We start from the raw sequence: 23,698 nt of genomic DNA, 5'->3' as shown, positions 1-23,698 counted from the left end.
AATTACTCCATTTAGCTTAAGAGTGGTGTGATAGGATATTGCTGTCATAAATGTGTATGAAATAACCTAATCAGCGTGGTTTAGTGAGGTATTATGTCGGTTCAAGGTATTGATAGCGTTTTACAGCAAATGCAGGTCAAAGCCCTGCAGGCTGCTGGCACGCCAATAGCCAGACCATCGGTAGAGCCTGGTTTTGCCAGTGAGTTGAAAGCCGCAATTGATAAAATCAGCGACACGCAACAGACGGCTCGTACGCAGGCTGAAAAATTTACTCTGGGTGTGCCAGGTGTCGCATTGAATGATGTAATGGTGGATTTGCAGAAGTCATCTATTTCAATGCAGATGGGTATTCAGGTACGTAATAAACTGGTATCTGCGTATCAGGAAGTGATGAATATGTCTGTCTAAATTAAGCGACCGTATGGATAGTTGCTTGTTTAGTCGCTATCAAAAGGCCATCCTGAAACAACGGACTGGCCCTTTTTCAGTGAGTAAAGAGAACCACATTCTGTAGTGTGTCTATGCCTGTTGAGCTATTCGTTTCCGTTGTTAATGTTTCCAGGGATAATCCCCTGTTTTGAAAAAGCGCCGTATACAGAATTTACATTATGCTGTTTGAGAGATGTTTGCATTAATAAACTCAACTCATCCATGCGTTTTTGTAATAACGTTTTTATTTGAGCTTCACTCTCAATAACTTCCCGTAGAATTTTGCGAAAATGCAACTGTATTACGCTGTCTAGATTTTCTGGAATTGGTGTTTTACTCAAGTTTTCTACGGTTTGTATGTAAATAATTTCTTGCTCTACCACCTCATCCCACGAACCATTAGTTGCTAACGCAAGAATATGTCTGCTCAATTGCTGAAGATGTTGATACTCAACAAGCAGTTGCTGAAGTGTCATCATGTGGCTCCGCTATGCGCAGTTTGTTGTTGATGGGGAATTTGGCGCCATGCATCCGCAATGTTGCTCAACAATATATCGACTTCATCAATCACGTCTATATCATTATGGAGATTCGCAATCGTCAGGCGTCTCGTCATGTACTCATAAAGCGCTGCAAGGTTCTCTGCTAGTTCGCCCCCTTTTTCCATGTCAAGGCCCACGTTAAGTCCATTATTGATAATATCAATGGCCTTGGATATTGCAGCGCCTTTACCTGCAATATCGCCTTGCTCAATAAGAATTTTTGCTCGTACTAACGCGCTGTGAGCACCATCGAAAAGTAGTGTAATCAGTTGGTGGGGGCTTGCGCTCATCACACTACTTTCGAGGCCCACATTAGCGTAGGCCTGACTACCTGTTCTGCTGTACATCAATAGGCCTCTTAGTCACGTCATCCTAGCTGCTCAGTTGAGCTAATTGGGTGGTTAAATAATCACTGGTACTGTTCATTTGAGAGACCAGTTTATCTAACTGAGTAAACTGTGCTTTGAGTCGAGTGATATTATCATCGATACTTTTCTGTGTGCGGTCATAGGTTTGTTTAAGTGTCTTGATCGTTGAAGCTATACCATCTTTAGCAATTTTGATCGTGCCATCCGTTGAATTCAGAACACCATCAAGATAACTGCCGATTTGTGTAGCAAAACCCGTGTTTTTTCCATCTCCAACAAAGAAGTTTTCCACTGCGGTTGCGTTATCTTTGAGCGCGGCTTGCAATTTAGTTGAATCTATTTCTAACATGCCTGTTGAAGAGTTTTGTTTCACACCCAGCTGAGCCATGTTGGTGATAGCACCCGTTTGAGCACTTGATATTTGCATTTTCAACTGAGTCTGAATTCCACGCACAGTGCTATTGCCGAGTAACACTCCGTTGCTGGTATTCTGTGCGGAGGCACCAACTTCGACAACTGTGTATTTTGTTAATGTACCAATGGTGGTTTGCAGTGAGTTGTAGGCATCAACCCAATTTTTCACTGCTTCTTCCATTGGTGCAGTATCTGTATTAATTGACAGTGTCTCTGATTTTCCAGCCGTATTTTCTGCTTTTAAAGTTAGGGTCACACCGTCAATTGCATCGGAAATAGTGTTGCTTTGGCGTGTAACTGTCACAGAGCCGTTCAGCTTTATCACCGCATTCTCTGCAGCGACTTGTTCATTCATGTTGCTAGTCGCGCCACTGGTGTAACCTATTTTTCCCTGAAGAGTATTGTCACCAGTAACAGCTATGGTCATTTTTCCATCGGTGCCTGTTGATTTTGATGTAAGAGCCAAATAATAGGAATTATCGTCCGCTTTGATTATGCTGGCACCGACGTTACCGTTGGCTTTGTTGATCGCATCACGGATACCTTCTAGCGTTGTTTGGCTGTCGGTAAGCGTAATTTCCAGTGGTTTTTCTTGACCCGGCTGGCTTATGGTCACAGTCCGCGTGCCATTCGTGGTTGCTCCCAACTGAGTTTTATTGCTATCAAACTCACCTGAAAGTAAAGAATGTGCTGTCGCCAGGTTTTGCACCTCTACCTGGTAAGAACCTGCTACTGCTCCATTTACAGTGGTAGCGGTAAAGGCTGTGTTGGTGCTTGATACTGTGGTTTGGTTTATGGTTTTTGCTTTAGCCAGAGCATCATTTGCCGTATCTAGCTTCGTTACTGCAGCCTTCAGTGTATCAAATGCTTTGCTGCGGTTATCATATAACGTTTGCTGAGTCTTGATCGGATTTATCCGGGTCTGTTCAAGTTCGGTTAATTGCGTGAGGACAGTACTGAGCCCACTTGTTGAACCCGTAAAACTAATGCTTGCCATGATCAATCCTTAATGTTTTGACTAGTGTTAACGGTTTATCGGCGGAGTATGAAAAAAGTTTAGCATTGATTGTTTATGCCAGTTATTACGGATTTTCTTGCTGCTAATTTAGTATGGACACGCTCTGGCCGATCTTTTTCTGACAAAAATAGTCACACACATATATCCGACTTCGTCAGCCCTAATGACCCCCCGTACTCTCTAGCCTTGGTAAGTACCAAGATAGTTGTCACCCTGATTGATTCAGACTGCCTGCCTTTTCCGTTCCAGATTCAATGCCACCGGATCTTTGGGTTGCCAGTTTCGCGTTTTTTCTGAGCATCGATTCAGATGGCGCTCCTTGGCCCTCTGGCACATCTCATCCCGCAGTATCAATATAATGTTGTCCTCTCCACGGTGTCGGATAGCGCATGTCGCTGTGACGGCGCACTTTCCGGTTCCTTCCAGGCTATATAATAGTCTCTTCTGACGGTAAAATTGTGTCTGCATCATTATTTCATGGACTGAATAATATTGGATTGTTCATATGAAGCGGTGTCCTATTTTTTTCTTTTATTCCACGGGGCTTCGGCCGACTAGTGGTCTGTAATTTTGTCTACTCTTGTTACAGATTTGCCCTCACATTTAGCCTGATTACGCCTGTACGCCAGTAATCTGTACGCCAGTAATAAGGTTAGCCTCCGACATCTCTTCACTGTATGCAATGGTGATGGCGGATGTGTGTATTTTATCGCCAGTAGTATCTTTTATGGGGGGTACCTATTGATTTTATTTTCTAATTTTATTTTTTGTATTATGAGGGACGATGTTTTCTATTTATCTGAAGAATTTTTTAAAAATCATTAAAGCTTTTTTTGAGTGGGCCGATACAAGGGTTACGGTGATAAAAGCCGTGGGCGATAGCCCTAACCCGACCTGAACTTGGAAAAGGAATACAATTATGGCAGTCATCAATACTAACAGCCTTTCGCTGTTGGCTCAAAACAATCTGAACAAATCTCAGGCAGCTCTGGGGACGGCTATCGAACGTCTGTCTTCTGGCTCTCGTATCAACAGCGCAAAAGATGACGCTGCTGGTCAGGCGATTGCTAACCGTTTCACCGCTAACATCCGCGGCATGACTCAGGCTGCACGTAACGCTAACGACGGTATCTCTCTGGCTCAAACTGCTGAAGGCTCTCTGAACGAAATCAACAACAACTTGCAGCGTGTTCGTGAACTGGCTAACCAGGCGAAAAACGGCACTTACTCTGCTTCTGATATCGACTCCATGCAGTCTGAAATCAATGAACGTGTTGCTGAAATCAACCGTGTTGCTGACCAGAGCCAATTCAACGGCATCAAAATCCTGGCTAACAGTACTGCGGATACTACCATCAGCATCCAGGTCGGTGCGAACGATGGCGAAACCATCGGTATCACTCTGACTTCTAACGCTGGTTGGAACAAACATACCACAACCTTGACTGCAGGCGCTACTGGTGGTCAGGTTACTGCTGCTACAGACCGTAAGGTTAGTGTTGATGGCTTCGACGTTCTGGCAACCAACGTATTGGCGAGCGTTGATGCTGCACTGAAAGCGGTTGATACTCAACGTAGCTCCCTGGGTGCGATCCAGAACCGTTTTGAATCTACCGTTGCTAACCTGAACAACACCATCACCAACCTGACGTCTGCACGTAGCCGTATTCAGGATGCTGACGTGGCAACTGAAGTGTCCAACATGAGCAAGAACCAAATCCTGCAACAGGCTGGTACTTCAGTATTGGCACAGGCAAACCAGGTTCCGCAGACCGTTCTGTCTCTGCTGCGTTAATCGCATACGTTACGCTAAAAAGCATAACGACAGACTATATAAAACCAACCTTCGGGTTGGTTTTTTGTTTTCGCTACGGAAAGTCTGGGAGTAGGTGCTTGTGTTCAGACGGAAACAGTAGGAAATAAGCCCGCTTCTGTACGGTGTTCTTTAGATTAAGCCCAACCGTAAAGATTATCCTAAAGCAAATAGGTTTATTTCAGTAAGGGACATCCTCTTGGCCACGCTTGATACACGAACCGCCCCGCAATCACCTAAAGTACCCTCTTCGGTTGCCACTGATTCATTGAGCTCTCGGGTTCCACTGGTTTCGCCCGATGCCGTTCGCGCCGCTGCACACCTTTATGGCGTCCGCACAGCCAAATCGGAAACTGCACGGGTCATCGAACTGGGGTGTGGTTCTGGTGTGAATTTACTGCCTTTTGCCTTGTCATATCCGCACAGCAGTATTATCGGTGTGGACCTTGATGATGAATCCATCGCTTCTGGTGTGGAAACGTTAAAGCAACTCGGGGTTGAGAACATTCAGTTAGCCACAGCCAGCCTCGATGAAGTGCTGAACACCGAGCTCGGATTATTTGACTATGTGATCATCCACGGACATTTTGGCGCAGTCAATGAGAGTATCCGCGGAGAATTGCTTGAGTGGGCGCATCGACATCTCAATAAACAAGGTATCATTTGCATGGCTTGGAATGCTTATCCAGGCTGGAAAGCAGCAGAAACGTTGCGCGATGCCTTTCAACTGCACGGTAGTCTTGCAGAAACGCAAGAACAGCGGTTAGCCAGCGCGCGTGCCATGCTGACCTATTTATCCTTAGGTAGTGCCGAGAACAATCCGCTTAATGCCGCCTTGAAGCCATTGATTCAGCACGCTGATTCGCAATCCGATCTTACCTTAGCCTTATCCTATCTGGAAGGTATTAACGAGCCTTGTTATCTGGTCGATTTCAATGCGGTGGCAAATCGCTCTGGCTTAGCCTATGTCGGCGATCTGTTTCCGCATACTGAATTACCGAAGCATTACGGTGAACAGGTTGCCAAGCTAACCGCTACCATCAGCCCGGATGCCAATAACATTGTGAGTCAGCAGTATCTCGATTTTTCAGTGGGACGTAGCCAGCGTTTCAGCCTGTTGGTACCAGAAAATCGCGCTGACAGTATCTTGTCAGCGCCAGACTTACAGCGAGCGAAAGATTTTCATTGGGCAGGTAGCTTTCAACGGGATGTTACTGATGACGCATTGGTCACCAATTCTTTTCGCTCGGGAAAAAATGCGGTGATCGGTGTTAACCACGATCTGGCATTGCATGTTATGGACGTAATCTGTGACGCCTGGCCGCAAAGTGTCAATTTTGATCAACTGGTGTTCAATACCTTAGCGCCTGAACGAGAAAATGAGATTAAACAGCATCGTAAAGACGTATTGGACGTGCTTGAAATGCTGTACACGCGCGGTATTGATGAACTCCATGTCAGTCTGCAAGAAAGTGGTTACAACCTTAGCACATGCTCTTCGCTCCAGTTGCTTCCGGCCCTGAAATCGCTATGGCACGATAAGCTGGTGGCGGATAGCACCTTGGTCGGTTTTAACTTATGGCATGAAAACATCGCGCTGAAAATTAATGCGCAGGAGATAGGCTACCTGGCATTGTTGATGCGCAACGACGCTGAGTTGCCTTTAAATGAAGACTGTTATGCTTTTATGGAGCGATTGCGTAGTGCTGGGGTTTTATGGGGTAATCCCTCAGCCTGGTTGCATTATTTTCAGCAATTGCTATTGGTATTTTCTGCCAAAAGTGAGCGCTATTTGGGCTCGCTGATTATGTATGCCAGTGAAACCAGTGTGGGGGGTTATAAAAAAACGGCTGCCACTATATCAAAAAAACGCAGTACCAAAGCATCAATTGAAAAACCGCTTGATAAGACGGTTTACCGGGACATTTTGGCGTTAATTGATGCACATGACTTTGCTGAAGCCCGTCATAAGGTGGAGGCTTTGGTAAAAACGCACCCCTCCAGCATCCATGGTTGGCATTTGTTAGCGCAGACCAATCTAAAAACAGGGGCTTATGACGAAGCCTTGAAGGCACTGATGAAAACACTGGCCCTTCATGCGGTCAGTTGGTCAGTATATCTTGATGCGGCGCATGTTTATTGGCACACCCATAAATACTACTATGCTGGCCGACTGACGCGTAAAATTTTACGTTGTGACCCGCAGAATGTCTCCTCATGGAATTTATTAAGCGCACTCTACAAAGAAACCGGTGATGTTACTCAGGCCGAAATATGTATGCGTAAGGCGGAGTCGTTCGCGCCGAAAAATGCCAATGTGTTGAGTAATTTGGCCAGTTTACTCAGTAATCAAGGACGAATGCCTGAAGCCGTTGAATGTTTTCGCCGTATGCGCGCATTAGCGCCTGACAACTATACGCTGCACAGCAACTACCTGTTTAGTCTTTCACACGATGCAACACAAACGCCCGAGGTGCTGTTTGAGGAGCATTGTGAGTTTGGTGATCTGGTTATGAAGGATGTTCAGCGTTATCAGCGCCGTTTTACGCACCTTGGCTTGCGCGACCCCAATCGCAAACTGCGCATTGGTTTCGTTTCCGGTGATCTGGGGCAGCACCCGGTCACGAATTTCTTAAAACCCTTTTGGGATAATATTAATCGAGAGCATTTTTCGCTTTATGCTTTCGCTACGTCGAACCTAAACGATGATGCGACCAAGCAGCTTCAGCAATCGGCCGAAGGGTGGCATTCCGTCTATGATATGAGTGATATTGAGCTGGCTGAACTCATCAACCGCGAGCAGATCGACATCTTGTTTGACCTGTCTGGCCATACGGGGCATAACCGATTACCCATGTTCGGGTTCAAACCGGCACCCGTACAAATAAGTTGGATTGGTTACCCGGGCACGACAGGTCTTCGGACCATGGACTACTTTCTGATCTTGAACCTGAAACCCTTACCGGAGCGTTTCGATCGGCAGTTTGTGGAAAAAATTATTTATGCGCGCAGCGAGCAGCAGTTTACGCCGCATGAATATAGCCCTGAAGTCAATCCATTGCCCGCTATCAGCAAAGGCTATTTAACCTTTGGCAGTTTGAACCGCATGCAAAAGCTCAACGATAAAATGCTCAAGCTGTGGGCTGAAATATTAACGGCGTTGCCTGACAGTAAATTCATCATCGGGGCACTACAAGGGCAAAAGAATATTGAGATTGTGCGTAACAAACTTGAGTCCTATGGTGTTTTACCTAATCAGATGATTTTCAAAGAAAAAATGCCAATACACGACTATCTGGCATTGCACCATGAAATTGATGTGTTGCTCGACACCTTCCCGTATACCGGAGGCACGACCACCAACCATGCGTTGTGGATGGGGGTTCCGACGCTGACGCTGTCGGGCCAGACGCTGCCAACCCAGCAAGGTGTTGCCGCATTGAGTTGGTTAGGGTTGGAGGCGTTCATCGCTTATTCCGATACAGATTATGTGAGTAAAGCGATCTCTTGGAAGGATCGCTTGGAGGAATTGAATCACTATCGGCAGACGATGCGTCAGAAATTCCAATGTAACAAACGTGAAGGGGTAACGCCTGCCACCCATTTTGAGATGCTATTAAGATCGGTGTGGCGTGATTATTGTGATGGCAAGCCTGCTAAAAATCACGCAATCGGTTTTTGATTCAACGTGGAATTTTGATAGCCCAGGTTGCCGAGGCACCCTCTTAGTCAGTTTGGCTTTCCCGCTGTTTTTCAGCTGAAGTTATAGGGAAAGGCGAGCGCTTAAACGAGATTTGCACTATGAAAAATATTTTCGTCACAAGCCCATTGCTCCCACCTCTTGAGGAGTTTGTCCCCTATCTTGAACAGATATGGGATAACAAATGGTTGACTAACAATGGGCCTTTCCATCAACAACTTGAAAAGAAACTTGCAGAGCACTTAGGTGTTGAGCATCTTTGCCTGTTTTCTAATGGGACATTGGCACTGCTGACTGCTTTGCAGGCATTGCGTATCACTGGCGAGGTGATCACAACACCTTATTCGTTTGTTGCTACTTCCCATTCACTGTTGTGGAACGGTTTGAAACCCGTATTTGTTGATATCGATCCTATCACCTGTAATCTCGATCCCGAAAGGATAGAACGTGCGATTACCCCAGCAACCTCTGCCATACTCCCAGTTCATTGTTACGGTATTCCTGCCAATGTTGACCGGATTCAAGAGATTGCCGATACGTATGGGTTAAAAGTTATTTACGATGCCGCCCATGCTTTTGACGTGAAGCAAAAGGGTACCAGTATCCTCAACCATGGCGATCTCTCTATCCTGAGTTTCCATGCAACCAAGGTTTTCAATACCATTGAAGGTGGTGCGATCATTTGTCCTGATGCAAAAACAAAAAAACGTATCGATTATCTAAAGAATTTTGGTTTTGCTGATGAAGTGACTGTCATGGCTCCGGGCATCAACGGCAAGATGAATGAGGTACAAGCGGCATTTGGCATGTTGCAGCTTCAACACATTGATCACGCGTTGGAGCAACGGCGGAGAATCTACCAACGTTATTCTGATGCTTTGCAAAACCTTCCTGGGATAGGGCTAATAAATGTGCCGCAGGGCATTGATTGGAACTACGCGTATTACCCCATCTTTATCGGTAAAGATTTTCCCTGTACACGCGATGAACTTTATTCATTATTGAAAGAAGTGAACATTTTTTCGCGGCGCTATTTTTATCCTTTAATCAGTTCTTTCCCAATGTATCGTGGTCTCGATAGTGCCAGTCAAGATAATTTGCCGGTTGCTCAGTCTGTTGCTGATGTTGTGCTATGTTTGCCTATTTACGCCGATCTGTTGCCCGAAGATCAAGAGCGCGTAATCATGGCGATTTTGGCGCAGAGCAATGCGTCTATGGTCAGCACGGCTGAACACCAGGAAGGAACGTCAATATGAAATTGGGGATTTATGGCGCTGGGGGGTTGGGGCGTGAAGTGTTGCGCCTGGCGCAGATCATTAATGCTACTCAGAACCGTTGGGATGAGTTCATTTTTATTGATGATTTTAATCCCGGAGGCGTGCTTAAAGGCATCCAAGTGACTGACTTTGCGTCTGTCAGCAATCTCACCGGTTTGGAAATAGTGATTGCGATTGGTGAGCCAGCTGCACGGCATACAATTGCAGAGAAAATAGAAGAAAATCAATTAACATTAGCCACGCTGGTTCACCCGTCTGTGGATATCCCTGCTTGCACCACACTGGGTAACGGTGTGGTGGTATGCCAGGGGGCATCGATTTCATGTGATATCACGGTTAAGGATAACGCCTACCTTCAACCTAATATATGTATAGGGCATGATTGCGTCATTGAGAATCACTCGGTGATCTCGCCGGGCGTTTCCTTAGCAGGTAATTGCCATATGGGTTCCCGGGTTTTTATTGGTATGAATGTCGCGGTTAAAGAGAAAACTACGATCGGTGACGATGTTATCGTCAGCATGGGCGCGGTTGTGTTTAATGATATTGAGCCTGGTGTCATTGTGTTGGGTAACCCTGCCAGAGTGATGAGAAAGAATGAATCCGGGCGTGTCTTTAAGTAAATTTTAAACAGGTAAACAAAAATGAGTTCTCTCGAAAAATATAACAAAATTTTCACTGACACTTTTGCCATCTCTCCGGATGTTTTGCCCGGATTCGCTTATCAGGACACGGCATCCTGGGATTCTGTTGGACATATGACAATGATCGTCGCGATGGAAGAAGCCTTCGATATCATGATTGATACTGATGACATCATTGATTTCTCTTCCTATGAGAAGGGGATAGAAATTCTGAAGAAATACGATATTGAATTTTAAGGCATGGCCATGCTTCCTGCTGAAGATTTTCTCGCTGTTACGGAATACGCTGTGATGCAGAAAATGATCAAACGCAGTATGACCTATAAATGCGCTATCGGTATGGCTGCAAATAATGCGGCTTTCACTTTCGATGACTTGTTTTAAAGGCCGGAGTGCAAACTATGGTATTGCAAGGGAAAAATGTATTAATCACCGGAACCCGTCGCGGCGTTGGGCGTGCAATGTTGGATGTTTTTGCTGCCAATGGCGCTAACATCTATGCCCATGCTCGCCAAGAGGATCCGGAATGGTTAGCTGAATTACAGCGCGTTGCGGACCAGTATCAGGTTGATGTTTGGCCAATCTGCTTTGACATGACTGATTCTTCAGCCATGAAACTCGCGGTTAAACGCGTGATGAGTGATAAGAGGCCGATTGATGCTGTGATTAACAATGCCGGCATTATTGTTAATGCCTTGTTTCAGATGACCAGTGAGGAAGTGCTGCGTAAGCAGTTCGAGGTGAATTTTTTCTCGGTTTATTTCTTCACTCAATATATTACCAAGTTGATGTCGCGACAGAAGAAGGGAAGTATCATTAATATAGCGTCGGTCGTCGCCTGTGATGGTAATCCTGGGAAATCGGCTTATGGCGCATCCAAAGCGGCTGTTATTGCGATGACAAAATCGATTGCGGCAGAATTGGGCGAAATAGGAATAAGGGCAAACTGTATTGCCCCTGGCATTATTGACACGGAAATGCTTGACACCTTGCCCCCACATATTCTGGAGTCTACCCGCAATGCGACACATCTGAGGCGCGCCGGTGAGCCCAATGAAGTGGCAGAACTTGCCGTTTTTCTTGCCTCTGACGCTGCGAGCTATATTACCGGGCAGGTTATTCGAATTGATGGCGGAGTAAGTTGAAACATGAATCGTCAGTTAATCGATTATTGTGGTGGCCATCTTCATGTTTCTTAATCTGTCACAGCATGACACGTTGGCGATAGCCGCCGTTAATGAAGACGGGCGCGAACTACGTTATGGTCAATTATTGGACCTTGCGCAGAAGCTGGCCAACTCTCTTCCCGCGAGGTCGCTGGTGTTTTCTTTTTGCGAAAATACCTTCGGGTCGCTGATTGGCTATGTGAGTTTTTTGACCCATGACATCGTCCCCTTGATGCTGGATAAAGATCTCGATCCTGCGCTGTGTGACCAACTTATCGCAACCTATCGTCCGGGTTATCTGTGGCGGCCATTCGGCGAGCATGGACCCTGTGATGATGCGCTTTTTACCGTTGAAAACTATGAACTTGTGTCCACGGGGCTCGATGGTTACCCAATGCATGAGAGCCTGGCACTGCTGATGTCTACGTCGGGCTCAACGGGCAGTCCGCGTCTGGTGCGGCAAAGCCGCCTCAATTTGCTGAGTAATGCGACCAGTATTGCTGACTATCTGGCGATCGACAGCGGTGAACGCCCGGTGTTGAATTTGCCCATGAATTACGTATACGGGCTGTCGATCATCAACAGCCATTTACTGCGCGGCGCAACGATATTGCTGACAACCCGTGGCATCATGCAAAGAGAGTTTTGGGCTTTCATCAAGGACTATGAAGCCAGTTCGATCGCCGGAGTGCCTTATACCTATGAAATGCTAAAAAAACTGCGCTTCATGACGATGAAACTTCCGTCACTTAAAACCCTGACTCAGGCGGGTGGTAAGCTTCACCCCGATTTACATCTCGAATTTGCCCGCTATGCGCAGGAGAGCGGCAGAGCGTTTATTGTGATGTACGGGGCGGCAGAGGCAACGTCACGCATGGGCTATTTACCCGCCGATAAGGCGCTGGAAAAGTGCGGCAGTATGGGCAAACCGATTCCGGGTGGGCGCTTTAATATCATTGATGAAGAAGGCAATACGATCGAGGGCAGCGATCGTGTGGGTGAATTGGTCTACTTTGGCGACAATGTAACGCTAGGCTATGCGCAATGCGGTGACGATTTGCAAAAAGGCGATGAAAGGAATGGCCGTCTGGTCACTGGTGATATGGTCCGCCGTGATGACGACGGTTATTACTATGTTGTTGGCCGTAAAAAACGCTTTTTGAAAATGTTTGGTAACCGTATTGGACTCGATGAAGTAGAAGGCATCGTCCGAGGGGCCTTCCCTGAACTTGAGTGTGCGTGCGGGGGGACGGATGATCGACTGTATCTGTTTATCACGGATGATAAATTGAGTGAGGCAGTTAAACAGTTGGTTGTGCAAAAGACGCAGTTAAATCATGTCGCGATACGCGTGAAAGTGCTGACTGTCTTGCCAAAAAATAATGCCGGAAAGATCCTCTATAGCCAATTGGATGCACATTATGACGCCATTTGATGAGATCCTAACGCATCTGCCATATTCATTGGTGCTCGATGAAAAGCGGGCGCTGATGATGGAGCGTTTACGCGGGCTGACGTTACACCATTATGAGCACTGTGCTGCCTACCGTCGCATCCTCGACGCGCAGGGAACCGATGTTGACTCCTTGAATGCGATTGAGGATATTCCGCTACTGCCCGTTTCATTGTTTAAAAATATCGATTTACTGAGCGTTGAATCGGAGCAAGTGGTGAAAACCATGACATCTTCTGGTACGACGGGTCAGCGTGTATCGAAGATCTTTTTGGACAGAAACACTGCCGCTAATCAGCAGAAAACATTAGTAAAAATAGTTTCTGATTATTTAGGCGCAACTCGTTTGCCGCTGCTGATCATTGATTCACCCTCCGTAATGAAGGATCGCCGATTATTTTCTGCTCGCGGTGCTGGCATTTTGGGCTTTTCGATCTTTGGGACGGATAGAACTTATGCTCTTGACGACACAATGGCTTTAGATCTGCCGACAATACGTGCCTTTATTGAAAAACATGGCGATAAACCCATATTGCTGTTCGGCTTCACTTTTATGGTCTGGCAGCATTTTTACAAACAACTTTTGGCATTGGGCGAAAAACTCGATCTTTCCAAAGGCATTTTGATTCATGGGGGGGGCTGGAAAAAGCTGCAATCTGAAGCCGCGTCGCCTGCCGATTTTTCTGCTGCGCTGCATGATGTATGTGGTATTCCACGCGTTCACGACTACTACGGTATGGTGGAACAAACGGGATGTATTTACATGCAGTGTGAAGCAGGGCATCTGCATGCCAGTATTTTCTCCGATATTATCATCCGCGATCATCATGATTTTTCTGTATGCCAGCACGGGCAACCCGGTATCATCCAGGTGCTGTCTCTCATTCCAGAATCTTATCCAGGACATTCACTCTTGACAGAAGATCAAGGGGTGATTTTAGGTGAGGATGACTGCACTTGTGGCAGGAAAGGTAAGTATTTCAAGATCCTTGGACGCGTAAAAAATGCCGAATTGCGAGGGTGCAGTGATACCTATGCCGCACAATTTTGACCACATATCCTTCCTGGTTGGTGACAGTGATGTGCTCGAACGGATGGCTGTGCAGCGCGCATTGCCTCCGTTTGATGCACAGATCATCAATTTTCTTGATGCACTGACCAAACGTTTGCTGCGCCATCCACTGGCGAAAACCTTCCCTGACGTTATAAGTTTGGCATTTTGGTGCCGAAAAAGTTCTGTATTGCAGATGCGCCAGACTTATCCGGACCTGTCATCACGTCGAGGACGCGGCATTGCATTTCACATTGCACCGTCTAACGTTGCCGTTAACTTTGCCTATTCACTGGCCGTGGGGCTTCTGAGCGGCAATGCCAATATCGTCAGGGTGCCTTCGCGCGATTTCATGCAGGTCGCCATAATATGCGAGGCGCTCAGCGATACATTGCGTGAATGGCCGGCTATCGCGCCATACCTGTGTCTGATTCGTTACGATCGCAACAAATCGATCAATGACACCCTGTCAGCCTACTGCCAGAGCCGACTCATTTGGGGGGGAGATGACACCATCGGCGCACTGCGTCAATCGCCCCTTGGCGCGCGGGGGATAGATATCACGTTTGCCAATCGATATTCGTTTGCCCTGATTGATGCGGCAAATTACCTGACAATGTCGGATAAACGTGCGATAGCCGAGCGTTTTTATAATGATACCTTCCTGACCGATCAGAACGCGTGTACCTCGCCTCGACTGGTGGTGTGGCTTGGTGAGGATTCAGCAACCACGCCCGCACGTGCTGCCTTCTGGCGCGAATTTGAGCAATTATCGCAGGAAAAGTATCAGTTGCAGGAAGCGGTTGCCATCAAAAAACTGGGGCAGTTCTGTGTACTAAGTGCCACCAAAGAGGGGGTAAAGAAGGCCTCTGACAGTAATAATCTGGTCTACCGGGTACAAATTGCTGCTCTTGATGACACCACCATGCGTTTTACCGAGGTCGGTGGATACTTCCTTGAGTATCTGGCACACGATATTGCTGAAATTCTCCCCGTATGTGATGAGCGTTGCCAAACACTCTCCGTACTTGGCGTAGAGAAAGAAAATATCGACGCGTTTTTACGCGGTTATCGTCCTGCTGGCATTGATAGAGTGGTCGCTGTGGGCAAAACCATGGATTTCGGTCTGCATTGGGACGGTTATGACCTGATCTACATCCTTTCGCGTACCGTGTCGGTATCACTTTGAATGACTGATTTTATATTTTGAGATTTCTATGCAAATTACAACAGATGACGATTGTACCGGGTTCGATGAAACCCACCCTTGGGCAAAACAGTTTAAGGTTGTCAGCTACGAGGATGGATTCTTTAGCTTGATACCTCATGATTTCTTTCAAAATTGGCTGGGAGAGGAATCAGAGTCAGGCATGTTTTACATTGGCAAAGCATCTGGGTTTGGTGTGGGCTCCATCGTGAAATATGATTCTGGCGTTCAAAATTTGCGCGTTGGCCGTTTTGTGTCTGGCGGATTGCGGGTAAAACTTCTCCTGAACGGCCAGCATGAAATGAGAACGATCTCCACAGCCATGTTTTCAATGTATGGTGGTGGTTTAGACAGTTTTATACCTCAATATGCTGATTCGATCATAAAGAATGACGTTTGGATCGGTGACGAAGTTATGATGCTGGGCGGCGGAATCATCGAAAATGGCTGTGTGATTGGAGCAAGATCGCTACTGCCCCCTAATTTCAGATCTGAGCCCTATGGCATTTATGCGGGTAGCCCGGCGAAACTGATTCGTTTTCGGTTTTCTGAAAAAATACGTGAAGCATTGCTCGATCTGGCCTGGTGGGATACTCCGGACCTGTTTGCCTGGTTACAGGAAACAAAAGATTGTTATCTTACCGACCTCACTATTGATGAAGGAAAAAGTTTGGCTATGCTCGCCAAGCTAAAAGAAAAGCGAAATAGATGGATTCGTGAGAGAGAGAAAAAACCAATATAATCTCAGTTTCTGCCGTAAGGGAGAGCTCCCACTATCTGGGTAACTAGTTACTCTCATTAAAAGTGCTCATGAGAATATGGGAGTAGCTAATTCCCCCTAGCCGTAAGCAGCCGTATTGGGAAAATTATTGCTGCCTTACAACATGACTGCTACCATCGTTGCTGTAATTATCTTAATCACTGAGCGAGATCTTTTTACCGCGTAATATCAAAAATATTCAATGGTCGCGGATATATAATGATTTTTCATCACTCATATTATATTTATCGGTACTAAATGGGACGAATTACCGTTAGTCTTCTAAGGAGAGGAAGAGCCGTTTATCTATTCGGGAAACATGCTGGAATTCCCCCGTGCCAGAAGTAGATATACATCACAAATCTGGTGTCTCATTACGTCACATGTGAGTGCCCTTGTGCTTCTTACCGTAGACTCTTTACTTAATCCTGTCATACATAGCAGGAATAACCCTTCTTTTTTGACGCTATTCAGACGATTGGCTACCCTACCTAAAAGCATAATAGTGTCGATAACATTATCATCGTAGGTATTTGTCACTGTGAGCGATTTGTATACCGCCGAAGGCACAATGGATAAAAATTCCCTTTGGAAGCGCTATGTTCCACTAGTGCGCCATGAAGCCTTGCGTTTACAGGTTCGTCTCCCCGCAAGTGTTGAGCTTGACGATCTGCTACAGGCTGGTGGTATCGGTTTGCTCAGCGCAGTCGAGCGCTATGATTCGTTGCAAGGTACGGCCTTTACGACCTATGCCGTTCAACGGATTCGCGGTTCGATGTTGGATGAATTACGCAGTCGTGATTGGGCTCCACGCAGTGTACGGCGTAATGCGCGGGAAGTGGCACAAGCAATGCAGCAGGCTGAACAACTGCTTGGTCGTACTCCAACGGAGCAAGAGGTTGCGCATGCCCTGAATATTACGCTTGAGGATTATCGTCAGATATTGCTGGATACGAACAACAGCCAGCTTTTTTCTTACGATGAATGGCGTGAAGAACATGGTGACAGCGCAGAGGCTCTACTGGAAGGCAATGAAGATGCGAACCCGTTACATCAACTGATGGAAGGCAATTTGCGCCATCGTGTAATGGATGCAATTGAAAGCCTGCCAGAGCGTGAGAAATTGGTATTGACGCTTTACTATCAGGAAGAGTTGAACCTGAAAGAGATCGGTGCCGTTCTCGAAGTCGGGGAGTCGAGAGTCAGTCAGTTGCATAGCCAGGCGATAAAGCGCCTGCGCGTGAAATTAATGAACGATGTTTAATTGCGCTGCGTAGGAATACTGTTATCAAATATATCTTCAGTCTCTGAAGCGCAGGATCATGGCAACATTTGAATATTGATGAGTGTTTTTCATCTGTATTTAAATGATTAATGCTACCTGTTTTTAGCACTCCGCCATTCCTGGTGTAATGAAGGTGCTATTGCTTTACCTTGAAGTTATATATCGTCATGGAATGGATTCATGCACCCATCAATTCGGAAGAAACAGCTGCTAAGCCGTTATCTGAAAGACTTCAAACACAGACAGACCAACTGTTCCCAGTGTGATAAAGAACTCGACCGCGTTTCACTGGTATTTCGCAATCAGCTTATCAATAAAAAATCGATTGGCAGCATCGACAGGCTTATCGACGACGAAATATGGTCCGGTCTGCAACAGGAATTAATCCCACTTTGCCGCTTTTGTAGCGAAATATTATGCAATACGACTGCTAGCTATTTCGATATTAAAGCTTTCACACAGTATCTGATCGAACAGACTGAAGTTCGCCATAGCACGATGCGCGAGTATGTCATTCGCCTACGGCGGTTGGACGAACTGCTGGCGGCCAATAACTATCCCACAGAAACCTTTTCCCGGCACCGCGATGGGGTACAGCAGCGCGTGTGTGATTACCTTCCCGATATTGAGCAAAATATTTACCGCAGTGCCTTACGAAAATACGATCAATATCTGGACTGGCAGCGGCATTTCTGACGTACATAATACGTCGTTCTCAGGCTGACATTGCCAAACCATGGGATACTGACTATACGTAAATGTTATGACAGTGTAAAAAGTGCTTGCATTGCAGGGGCAAATTATTGCACTGTCATACTACTGAAATCATTCGGCACTAATTTTTAGGTAATGGTTAGCAGTAGTTCTACGATGCGATCAATCATTATTCAGTGGAATAGTCGTTGTCACAGTGAGGAACGCGAATGGTAATGTCCTTTTCTGGACTTTGTAGTCGATGTCAAGATTCTACGCTGCTGACTCGCCGATGCGAGGGATGTTCCTCCCACTTATTTTCAACGCTGCCCCATTCTCTTGTTACCCAAACTCTCCGTGTATTTTCTCTTTCTATCCATGAACGCGTTGTCCGTTTTTCACTCGGTTCGTGGATGAATCATGTGTATTTTCTGTCCGCTATTGGCTTAATAAGGAAGCCTAACCTCGTTAGTGAGTTAAACGTCACGCGCTGTAGATCAGTGCGGTAAGTGAAACAAACTGTAAGGTGCCACTATGGGAAGACAAAAAGCAGTGATCAAAGCTCGTCGTGAAGCAAAACGCGTTATTCGTCGTGAGTCGCGTAGCCATCGTCAGCGTGAGGAAGAATCGGTCACTTCTCTGGTACAGATGGGCGGGATTGAAGCAATCGGAATGGCGCGTGAGAATCGCGATAATTCCGTTATTCAAGCCCGTACGGCTGCCCAGGAACATTACTTGTCTGCGATAGAAAACAAACAGTTGATTTTTGCCACAGGTGAAGCTGGCTGCGGTAAAACGTATCTGAGCGCTGCGAAAGCGGCGGAGGCACTAATCCATAAAGAGGTTGAGCGTATTATTGTTACGCGGCCGGTATTACAGGCCGACGAGGATCTTGGCTTTTTACCTGGAGATATTGCGGAGAAGTTTGCGCCTTATTTCCGCCCGGTTTACGACATACTTTTGCGTCGGCTGGGGGCCTCTTTCATGCAGTATTGTTTGCGGCCGGAAATCGCCAAAGTTGAAATTGCGCCTTTTGCGTATATGCGTGGGCGGACATTTGAAAATGCGGTTGTGATTCTGGATGAAGCGCAAAACGTGACGGTGAACCAAATGAAAATGTTCCTGACGCGTTTGGGCGAGAATGTCACGGTTATCGTCAATGGTGATGTGACGCAGTGCGACTTGCCTGCTGGGGTGAAATCCGGCCTGCGCGATGCACTGGAGCGCTTTGTTGAGGATGATATGATTGGCGTGGTCTCTTTCGGTAAAGAGGACTGCGTGCGATCGGCGCTGTGTCAGCGTACGCTCCATGCCTATGGCTGACGCCTGTATGGTTCGGGAATGAAGACGCCTGTGCTATCACGATAAAAAACGTCCTTGAGTTATATCAGGGGCGTTTTTTTATCAGGTGTGTACATATCGGTAATCCCATCGACTAATCTACTCAGGATAAAGCCCTTTTTTTACGGTAGTATTGCGCGAGTTCCTCTTCATTGAGTGTCTTATTGTGTTTAGCGGTATCTTTTTTATGAGTGTAAACCTACATTTTTATTCTTATTAATAGTTAAAATCTTCTTGAATTTTCCTCTGAATTCCCGGTATGCCTGAATTATTGTGATGTCGTCCTCTTCTTTTTTTAGTCTTTTTCCGTCTAATACTTATGCGATAAATCACAGAAAGAGTGTGAAGAAAATCCATATCAGAGGGAATCACGAATGAAGCGGGTATTTCTCTAACTCAGTACTGATGCGGGGTTGTGGGAGTTATCCACCATTTCTGTGGATAACTATGTGTATTATGGATAGACAACGCGCCCTAACCGAGAGCTGGCGCGGGTTTTCACTAGGTTGGCGCTATTCTCCACGGTTTTGCTAATTTATTTGTTATCATATGCTTAAGTAAAATCAAGCGTCTTAAACATCAACGATGCATAGTTGCATAAATTAACGTCACCGCGTATCCCTGCATGTTACATTTTTACCAAATCTGGGGATAAATCATGATGATTTTATCTGGTAGATTGAACATAGATGTGCTAGCAAATTCATTTGTCGATTAATCATCCAATCCAGCGATAATTTTCTTGATGCTGTTTTTATATCCAGTATCATTGCGGTGGCGAATTTCGCCATTGGCATTCAGAATAAAATTCCCAGCGTCCACCCGCGGCCATCGTCCTGATCGATGCGTAATAACGACTAATACGTAATTAACGAATAAGTAGCGTGCTTAACGATGAGTAAAGTATTTACACTGAATTCCGACTTTAAACCGGCAGGCGATCAGCCTGAGGCCATTCGTCGTTTAAAAGAGGGCCTGGAAGATGGGCTGGCGCACCAAACGCTGCTTGGGGTAACTGGCTCAGGTAAGACGTTCACGATTGCCAACGTGATTGCCGACCTCAATCGGCCGACGATGATGCTAGCGCCAAATAAAACGCTGGCGGCTCAGCTGTATGGCGAAATGAAAGAATTCTTCCCCGATAATGCCGTGGAGTATTTCGTCTCGTACTACGACTATTATCAGCCGGAAGCTTATGTCCCAAGTTCCGACACTTTCATCGAAAAGGATGCATCGGTTAACGAACATATCGAGCAGATGCGTCTTTCCGCGACAAAAGCGCTGCTGGAGCGGCGTGATGTGATCGTCGTGGCTTCCGTATCCGCTATCTATGGTCTGGGCGATCCCGATCTCTATCTGAAAATGATGCTGCACCTGACGCAGGGGATGCTGATTGACCAGCGTGCTATTTTGCGGCGTCTGGCTGAACTGCAATATTCCCGCAACGACCAAGCGTTCCAACGCGGTACGTTCCGCGTGCGCGGTGAGGTGATCGATATCTTCCCAGCGGAATCTGACGAAATCGCCCTGCGTGTTGAACTGTTCGATGAAGAAGTGGAACGGCTGTCGCTGTTTGATCCGCTGACGGGTCATGTGCTCCAGACGGTACCGCGCTATACCATCTACCCGAAAACGCACTATGTCACGCCGCGTGAGCGTATTTTACAGGCGATGGAAGAGATCAAGGTGGAACTGGCCGATCGCAGAAAGGTACTGCTGGCGAATGATAAGTTGGTGGAAGAGCAGCGGCTGAGTCAGCGCACGCAGTTTGACCTGGAGATGATGAACGAACTGGGCTATTGCTCCGGTATCGAAAACTACTCGCGATTCCTTTCTGGCCGTGGCCCCGGCGAACCGCCGCCGACGTTGTTTGATTATTTGCCGGCGGACGGGCTGCTGGTCATTGATGAATCCCACGTTACCGTGCCGCAGATCGGCGGTATGTATCGCGGCGACCGCGCGCGTAAAGAGACGCTGGTCGAATACGGTTTCCGGCTGCCTTCGGCGCTGGATAACCGTCCGATGAAATTTGAAGAGTTTGAGGCGCTGGCTCCGCAGACGATCTACGTGTCTGCGACGCCGGGTAACTATGAGCTGGAAAAATCGGGCGGCGACGTGATCGATCAGGTGGTGCGTCCCACTGGGTTGCTCGATCCGCTTATTGAAGTTCGGCCCGTTGCGACACAGGTGGACGATCTGCTTTCCGAGATTCGCCAACGTGTGGCGATTAACGAACGTGTGCTGGTCACGACGCTGACCAAGCGAATGGCGGAAGACCTGACGGAATATCTGGAAGAACACGGCGAGCGGGTGCGTTATCTGCACTCGGATATTGATACCGTCGAACGTGTGGAAATCATCCGTGATTTACGCCTTGGCGAGTTCGACGTGCTGGTGGGGATCAACCTGTTGCGTGAAGGGCTGGATATGCCTGAAGTGTCGCTGGTGGCGATTCTGGATGCCGATAAAGAGGGTTTCCTGCGTTCCGAACGTTCCCTGATCCAGACGATTGGTCGTGCGGCACGTAACCTGCGCGGGAAGGCGATTCTGTACGGCGACAAGATTACGCCATCCATGGCGAAGGCGATTGGCGAAACAGAGCGCCGTCGTGAGAAGCAGGAGGCGTACAACACCGAGCACGGGATTGTGCCGCAGGGGCTTAATAAGAAAATTTCCGATATTCTGCAACTGGGGCAGCCGACGAACAGAGGCAAAGGTCGAGGCAGCCGTAAAGCGGCAGAACCGGCCGCACGTTATGAGCTGATGACGCCGAAGGCGCTGGAGCTGAAAATCCGCGAGCTGGAAAGCAAGATGCTGACACATGCGCAGAATCTTGAATTTGAAGAGGCTGCGGCTTTGCGCGACGAGGTGCAGGCACTGCGCGCACAATTTATCGCTGCATCCTAACGATGCAAGCACTCACGGAGGATCAATGATGGACCCTATTATACCGGGTGTTGAAGTGCTGTTTGTGGCGGGTTTCGGGCCGATCGTGAAATCGCTGTCTGCCAGCCATGCGCTCTATGTCGATACGCTGAAATTACCGCTGAAGCCCGTTGCGGAAGGGAGCGACTATCTGGTGAGCGATGAAATGGGTGGTGTAAAACATTTCGCCCTGTGGCCACTGTCACAGGCCAGCGAATCCTGTTTCGGACACGAGAACTGGCCTGCGGATCTGCCTGAACCGCAAAGCTGGCTGGAATTTGAAGTGGCGGACATGACGGAAGCGACCGGTACGCTAAAAGCGCAAGGCTATGCGCTACTGGTCGAGAATCGCCTTGAACCCTGGGGACAGCAGGTCACGCGTTTCCTGAGTCCCGAAGGGATGTTGATTGGCGTGACTTATACGCCGTGGCTACGGGATTAAGAGCCCAGTAACTGTAGCGCACGGTCGATAGCCTGGCGCAGTCGCTCACGATCATGATGGTGAGGCACATCTGCTGCGGCCAGTTCTTGCTGCACGATCAGGCGGTCGCCGATCTGACTGACATCGACTTTCGGACCGACGATCGCCACGTCCACCACCGATTTACCCACTTTGCGTTCAATCCAGGACAGTTTCTCCGCCAATGTCAGACGGGCGGCGGGATTACTCTGCTCGCTGCCCAGATTGCCGATGTAGACCATGGGGGCGGGCGTGCGGCGGAGCGCCTGTGTCAGATCGTCCAGCAGCAGTAGCGGCATCAGGCTAGTCAGAAAACTGCCGGGGCCAATCAAAATCAGGTCGGCTTTGGCGATGGCATCAATCGCCTCGCGCGTGGCCTGTACCGTCGGGTACAGCATCAAATCTTGCGGTAAAGCCGCCAGTTGATCGATCTCGACTTCGCCATAAACAGGGTTGCCCTGTTCATCAATCGCCATTAAATCGACCGGATGCTCGGACATCGGAATTAAAAAGGCATCCACTTTGAGCAGGTTGCGAATCAGATTGATGGCTTCCAGCGGGCGCACGCTCAGGTGATCGAGCGCTTTTAGCATCAGATTACCCAGATTGTGTCCGGCAAGTTCACCGTTACCGTTAAACCGATACTCAAACATCGCAGATGCCACACTGGGCGTAGTAATCAGTTGATTCAGGCAGTTGCGGGTATCGCCCCAGGCAATGCCGCCTTCGGAACGCCGGATGCGGCCAGTAGAGCCACCGTTATCCGTCGTTGTGACAATGCCGGTTAGCCGTGAACCCAGGGAAGAGAGTGAAGACATCACACGACCTAAGCCGTGTCCGCCTCCTAGTGCGACAACCCTGTCGAGGTCGGCCAACGTGCGATTGCGCATAGAAAACCTTAAGAATGAGCCAGAGGGATATGAAGTGTGTGTGACAATTGTCGCTAAGGTAGCTGATTTCAGCTTAAAACGCGAAAAATCCTCACACGGGTATGACCTGAGACAATTTCTGTGGCGCATTTTCCCGTATGCTGTGCATCATAAGGTATTGAAAATTCGTTATATATTTATTTATATACCGGTTTTGAGAGTGGTTGACTGCGCTTTTTCGCAGTAAACTGTTCAATGAAATCACGATTCTTTATTGGTTGAT

The 23,698-nt window shown here is 47.4% G+C and carries 20 protein-coding genes; 16 read left to right on the top strand and 4 right to left on the bottom strand.

Translation table 11 applies throughout. The features are described from left to right. Positions 1-93 precede the first annotated feature (93 nt). Positions 94-408, top strand: coding sequence for a flagellar hook-basal body complex protein FliE (gene fliE, locus O1Q74_RS13060; protein WP_271873679.1), 315 nt, complete (start codon positions 94-96; stop codon positions 406-408). 125 nt (positions 409-533) lie between these two features. Here the strand turns inward: fliE and fliT are convergent, their stop codons facing one another. The 3 genes from fliT to fliD are packed head-to-tail and all read right to left on the bottom strand — an operon-like array spanning position 534 to position 2,750. After that, entirely contained in the window at positions 534-908 is a 375-nt protein-coding gene (fliT, locus tag O1Q74_RS13055) for a flagella biosynthesis regulatory protein FliT (RefSeq protein ID WP_271873677.1), read from the bottom strand. Beyond that, positions 905-1,318 carry a flagellar export chaperone FliS gene (gene fliS / locus O1Q74_RS13050; RefSeq protein WP_271873675.1) on the bottom strand — a complete coding sequence of 138 codons (414 nt, stop codon included), beginning with the start codon at positions 1,316-1,318 and terminating at the stop codon, positions 905-907. Before fliS ends, fliT begins: the two co-directional genes overlap by 4 nt. 25 nt (positions 1,319-1,343) lie before the next feature. After that, positions 1,344-2,750 (bottom strand): flagellar filament capping protein FliD, encoded by a 1,407-nt coding sequence (fliD, locus tag O1Q74_RS13045; RefSeq protein WP_271873673.1) that lies wholly within the window; start codon positions 2,748-2,750, stop codon positions 1,344-1,346. Between the two features lie 940 nt (positions 2,751-3,690). Between fliD and O1Q74_RS13040 the strand changes: the two genes are divergently transcribed. The 15 genes from O1Q74_RS13040 (at position 3,691) to O1Q74_RS12970 (ending at position 22,528) form a co-directional block, all read left to right on the top strand. Next, complete coding sequence (locus O1Q74_RS13040; protein WP_271873671.1) at positions 3,691-4,566, top strand: flagellin N-terminal helical domain-containing protein; 876 nt, start codon at positions 3,691-3,693, stop codon at positions 4,564-4,566. Positions 4,567-4,783: 217 nt separating this feature from the next. Continuing rightward, positions 4,784-8,266 (top strand): O-linked N-acetylglucosamine transferase family protein, encoded by a 3,483-nt coding sequence (locus O1Q74_RS13035; protein WP_271873670.1) that lies wholly within the window; start codon positions 4,784-4,786, stop codon positions 8,264-8,266. A 119-nt stretch (positions 8,267-8,385) separates the two neighbouring features. After that, positions 8,386-9,540, top strand: a complete 1,155-nt coding sequence (locus O1Q74_RS13030) for a DegT/DnrJ/EryC1/StrS family aminotransferase (protein ID WP_271873667.1) — start codon at positions 8,386-8,388, stop codon at positions 9,538-9,540. Then, positions 9,537-10,184 carry an acetyltransferase gene (locus O1Q74_RS13025; protein WP_271873666.1) on the top strand — a complete coding sequence of 216 codons (648 nt, stop codon included), beginning with the start codon at positions 9,537-9,539 and terminating at the stop codon, positions 10,182-10,184. Before O1Q74_RS13030 ends, O1Q74_RS13025 begins: the two co-directional genes overlap by 4 nt. A 21-nt stretch (positions 10,185-10,205) precedes the next feature. Then, the gene (locus tag O1Q74_RS13020) at positions 10,206-10,442 is read left to right on the top strand and encodes an acyl carrier protein (protein WP_271873665.1); all 237 of its coding nucleotides are present in this window, start codon (positions 10,206-10,208) and stop codon (positions 10,440-10,442) included. A gap of 164 nt (positions 10,443-10,606) precedes the next feature. Then, positions 10,607-11,350 carry an SDR family NAD(P)-dependent oxidoreductase gene (locus O1Q74_RS13015; protein ID WP_271873663.1) on the top strand — a complete coding sequence of 248 codons (744 nt, stop codon included), beginning with the start codon at positions 10,607-10,609 and terminating at the stop codon, positions 11,348-11,350. A gap of 43 nt (positions 11,351-11,393) precedes the next feature. Further along, a complete protein-coding gene (locus O1Q74_RS13010; protein WP_271873661.1) occupies positions 11,394-12,806 on the top strand; it encodes an AMP-binding protein in 1,413 nt (470 codons plus the stop codon). Beyond that, a complete protein-coding gene (locus tag O1Q74_RS13005; protein ID WP_271873659.1) occupies positions 12,793-13,875 on the top strand; it encodes a LuxE/PaaK family acyltransferase in 1,083 nt (360 codons plus the stop codon). The genes O1Q74_RS13010 and O1Q74_RS13005 overlap by 14 nt, the downstream gene beginning before the upstream one ends. Further along, entirely contained in the window at positions 13,859-15,064 is a 1,206-nt protein-coding gene (locus tag O1Q74_RS13000) for an acyl-CoA reductase (protein ID WP_271873656.1), read from the top strand. Before O1Q74_RS13005 ends, O1Q74_RS13000 begins: the two co-directional genes overlap by 17 nt. A gap of 28 nt (positions 15,065-15,092) precedes the next feature. Next, positions 15,093-15,824 carry a hypothetical protein gene (locus tag O1Q74_RS12995; RefSeq protein ID WP_271873654.1) on the top strand — a complete coding sequence of 244 codons (732 nt, stop codon included), beginning with the start codon at positions 15,093-15,095 and terminating at the stop codon, positions 15,822-15,824. 559 nt (positions 15,825-16,383) lie between these two features. Next, positions 16,384-17,106 (top strand): RNA polymerase sigma factor FliA, encoded by a 723-nt coding sequence (locus tag O1Q74_RS12990; RefSeq protein ID WP_271873652.1) that lies wholly within the window; start codon positions 16,384-16,386, stop codon positions 17,104-17,106. A 201-nt stretch (positions 17,107-17,307) separates the two neighbouring features. After that, positions 17,308-17,823 (top strand): flagella biosynthesis regulatory protein FliZ, encoded by a 516-nt coding sequence (gene fliZ, locus O1Q74_RS12985; RefSeq protein ID WP_263057629.1) that lies wholly within the window; start codon positions 17,308-17,310, stop codon positions 17,821-17,823. 531 nt (positions 17,824-18,354) lie between these two features. Beyond that, positions 18,355-19,143, top strand: a complete 789-nt coding sequence (gene phoH, locus O1Q74_RS12980) for a phosphate starvation-inducible protein PhoH (protein ID WP_015840764.1) — start codon at positions 18,355-18,357, stop codon at positions 19,141-19,143. Between the two features lie 912 nt (positions 19,144-20,055). Then, positions 20,056-22,068 carry an excinuclease ABC subunit UvrB gene (gene uvrB, locus O1Q74_RS12975; protein ID WP_271873645.1) on the top strand — a complete coding sequence of 671 codons (2,013 nt, stop codon included), beginning with the start codon at positions 20,056-20,058 and terminating at the stop codon, positions 22,066-22,068. 28 nt (positions 22,069-22,096) lie between these two features. Beyond that, positions 22,097-22,528, top strand: coding sequence for a glyoxalase (locus O1Q74_RS12970; protein ID WP_271878917.1), 432 nt, complete (start codon positions 22,097-22,099; stop codon positions 22,526-22,528). On the opposite strand, the gene yvcK is transcribed toward O1Q74_RS12970, so the two are convergent. Next, positions 22,525-23,436: a uridine diphosphate-N-acetylglucosamine-binding protein YvcK gene (gene yvcK / locus O1Q74_RS12965; RefSeq protein WP_271873643.1), complete on the bottom strand. Its 912-nt coding sequence runs from the start codon at positions 23,434-23,436 to the stop codon at positions 22,525-22,527. The genes O1Q74_RS12970 and yvcK overlap by 4 nt on opposite strands. Between the last annotated feature and the right edge of the window lie 262 nt (positions 23,437-23,698).

It is taken from the genome of Pectobacterium sp. A5351, assembly GCF_028335745.1.
Lineage (GTDB): Bacteria > Pseudomonadota > Gammaproteobacteria > Enterobacterales > Enterobacteriaceae > Pectobacterium.
The sequence above is the reverse complement of the archived record's forward strand: the minus strand, read 5'-3'. Positions and strand labels throughout refer to the sequence as shown.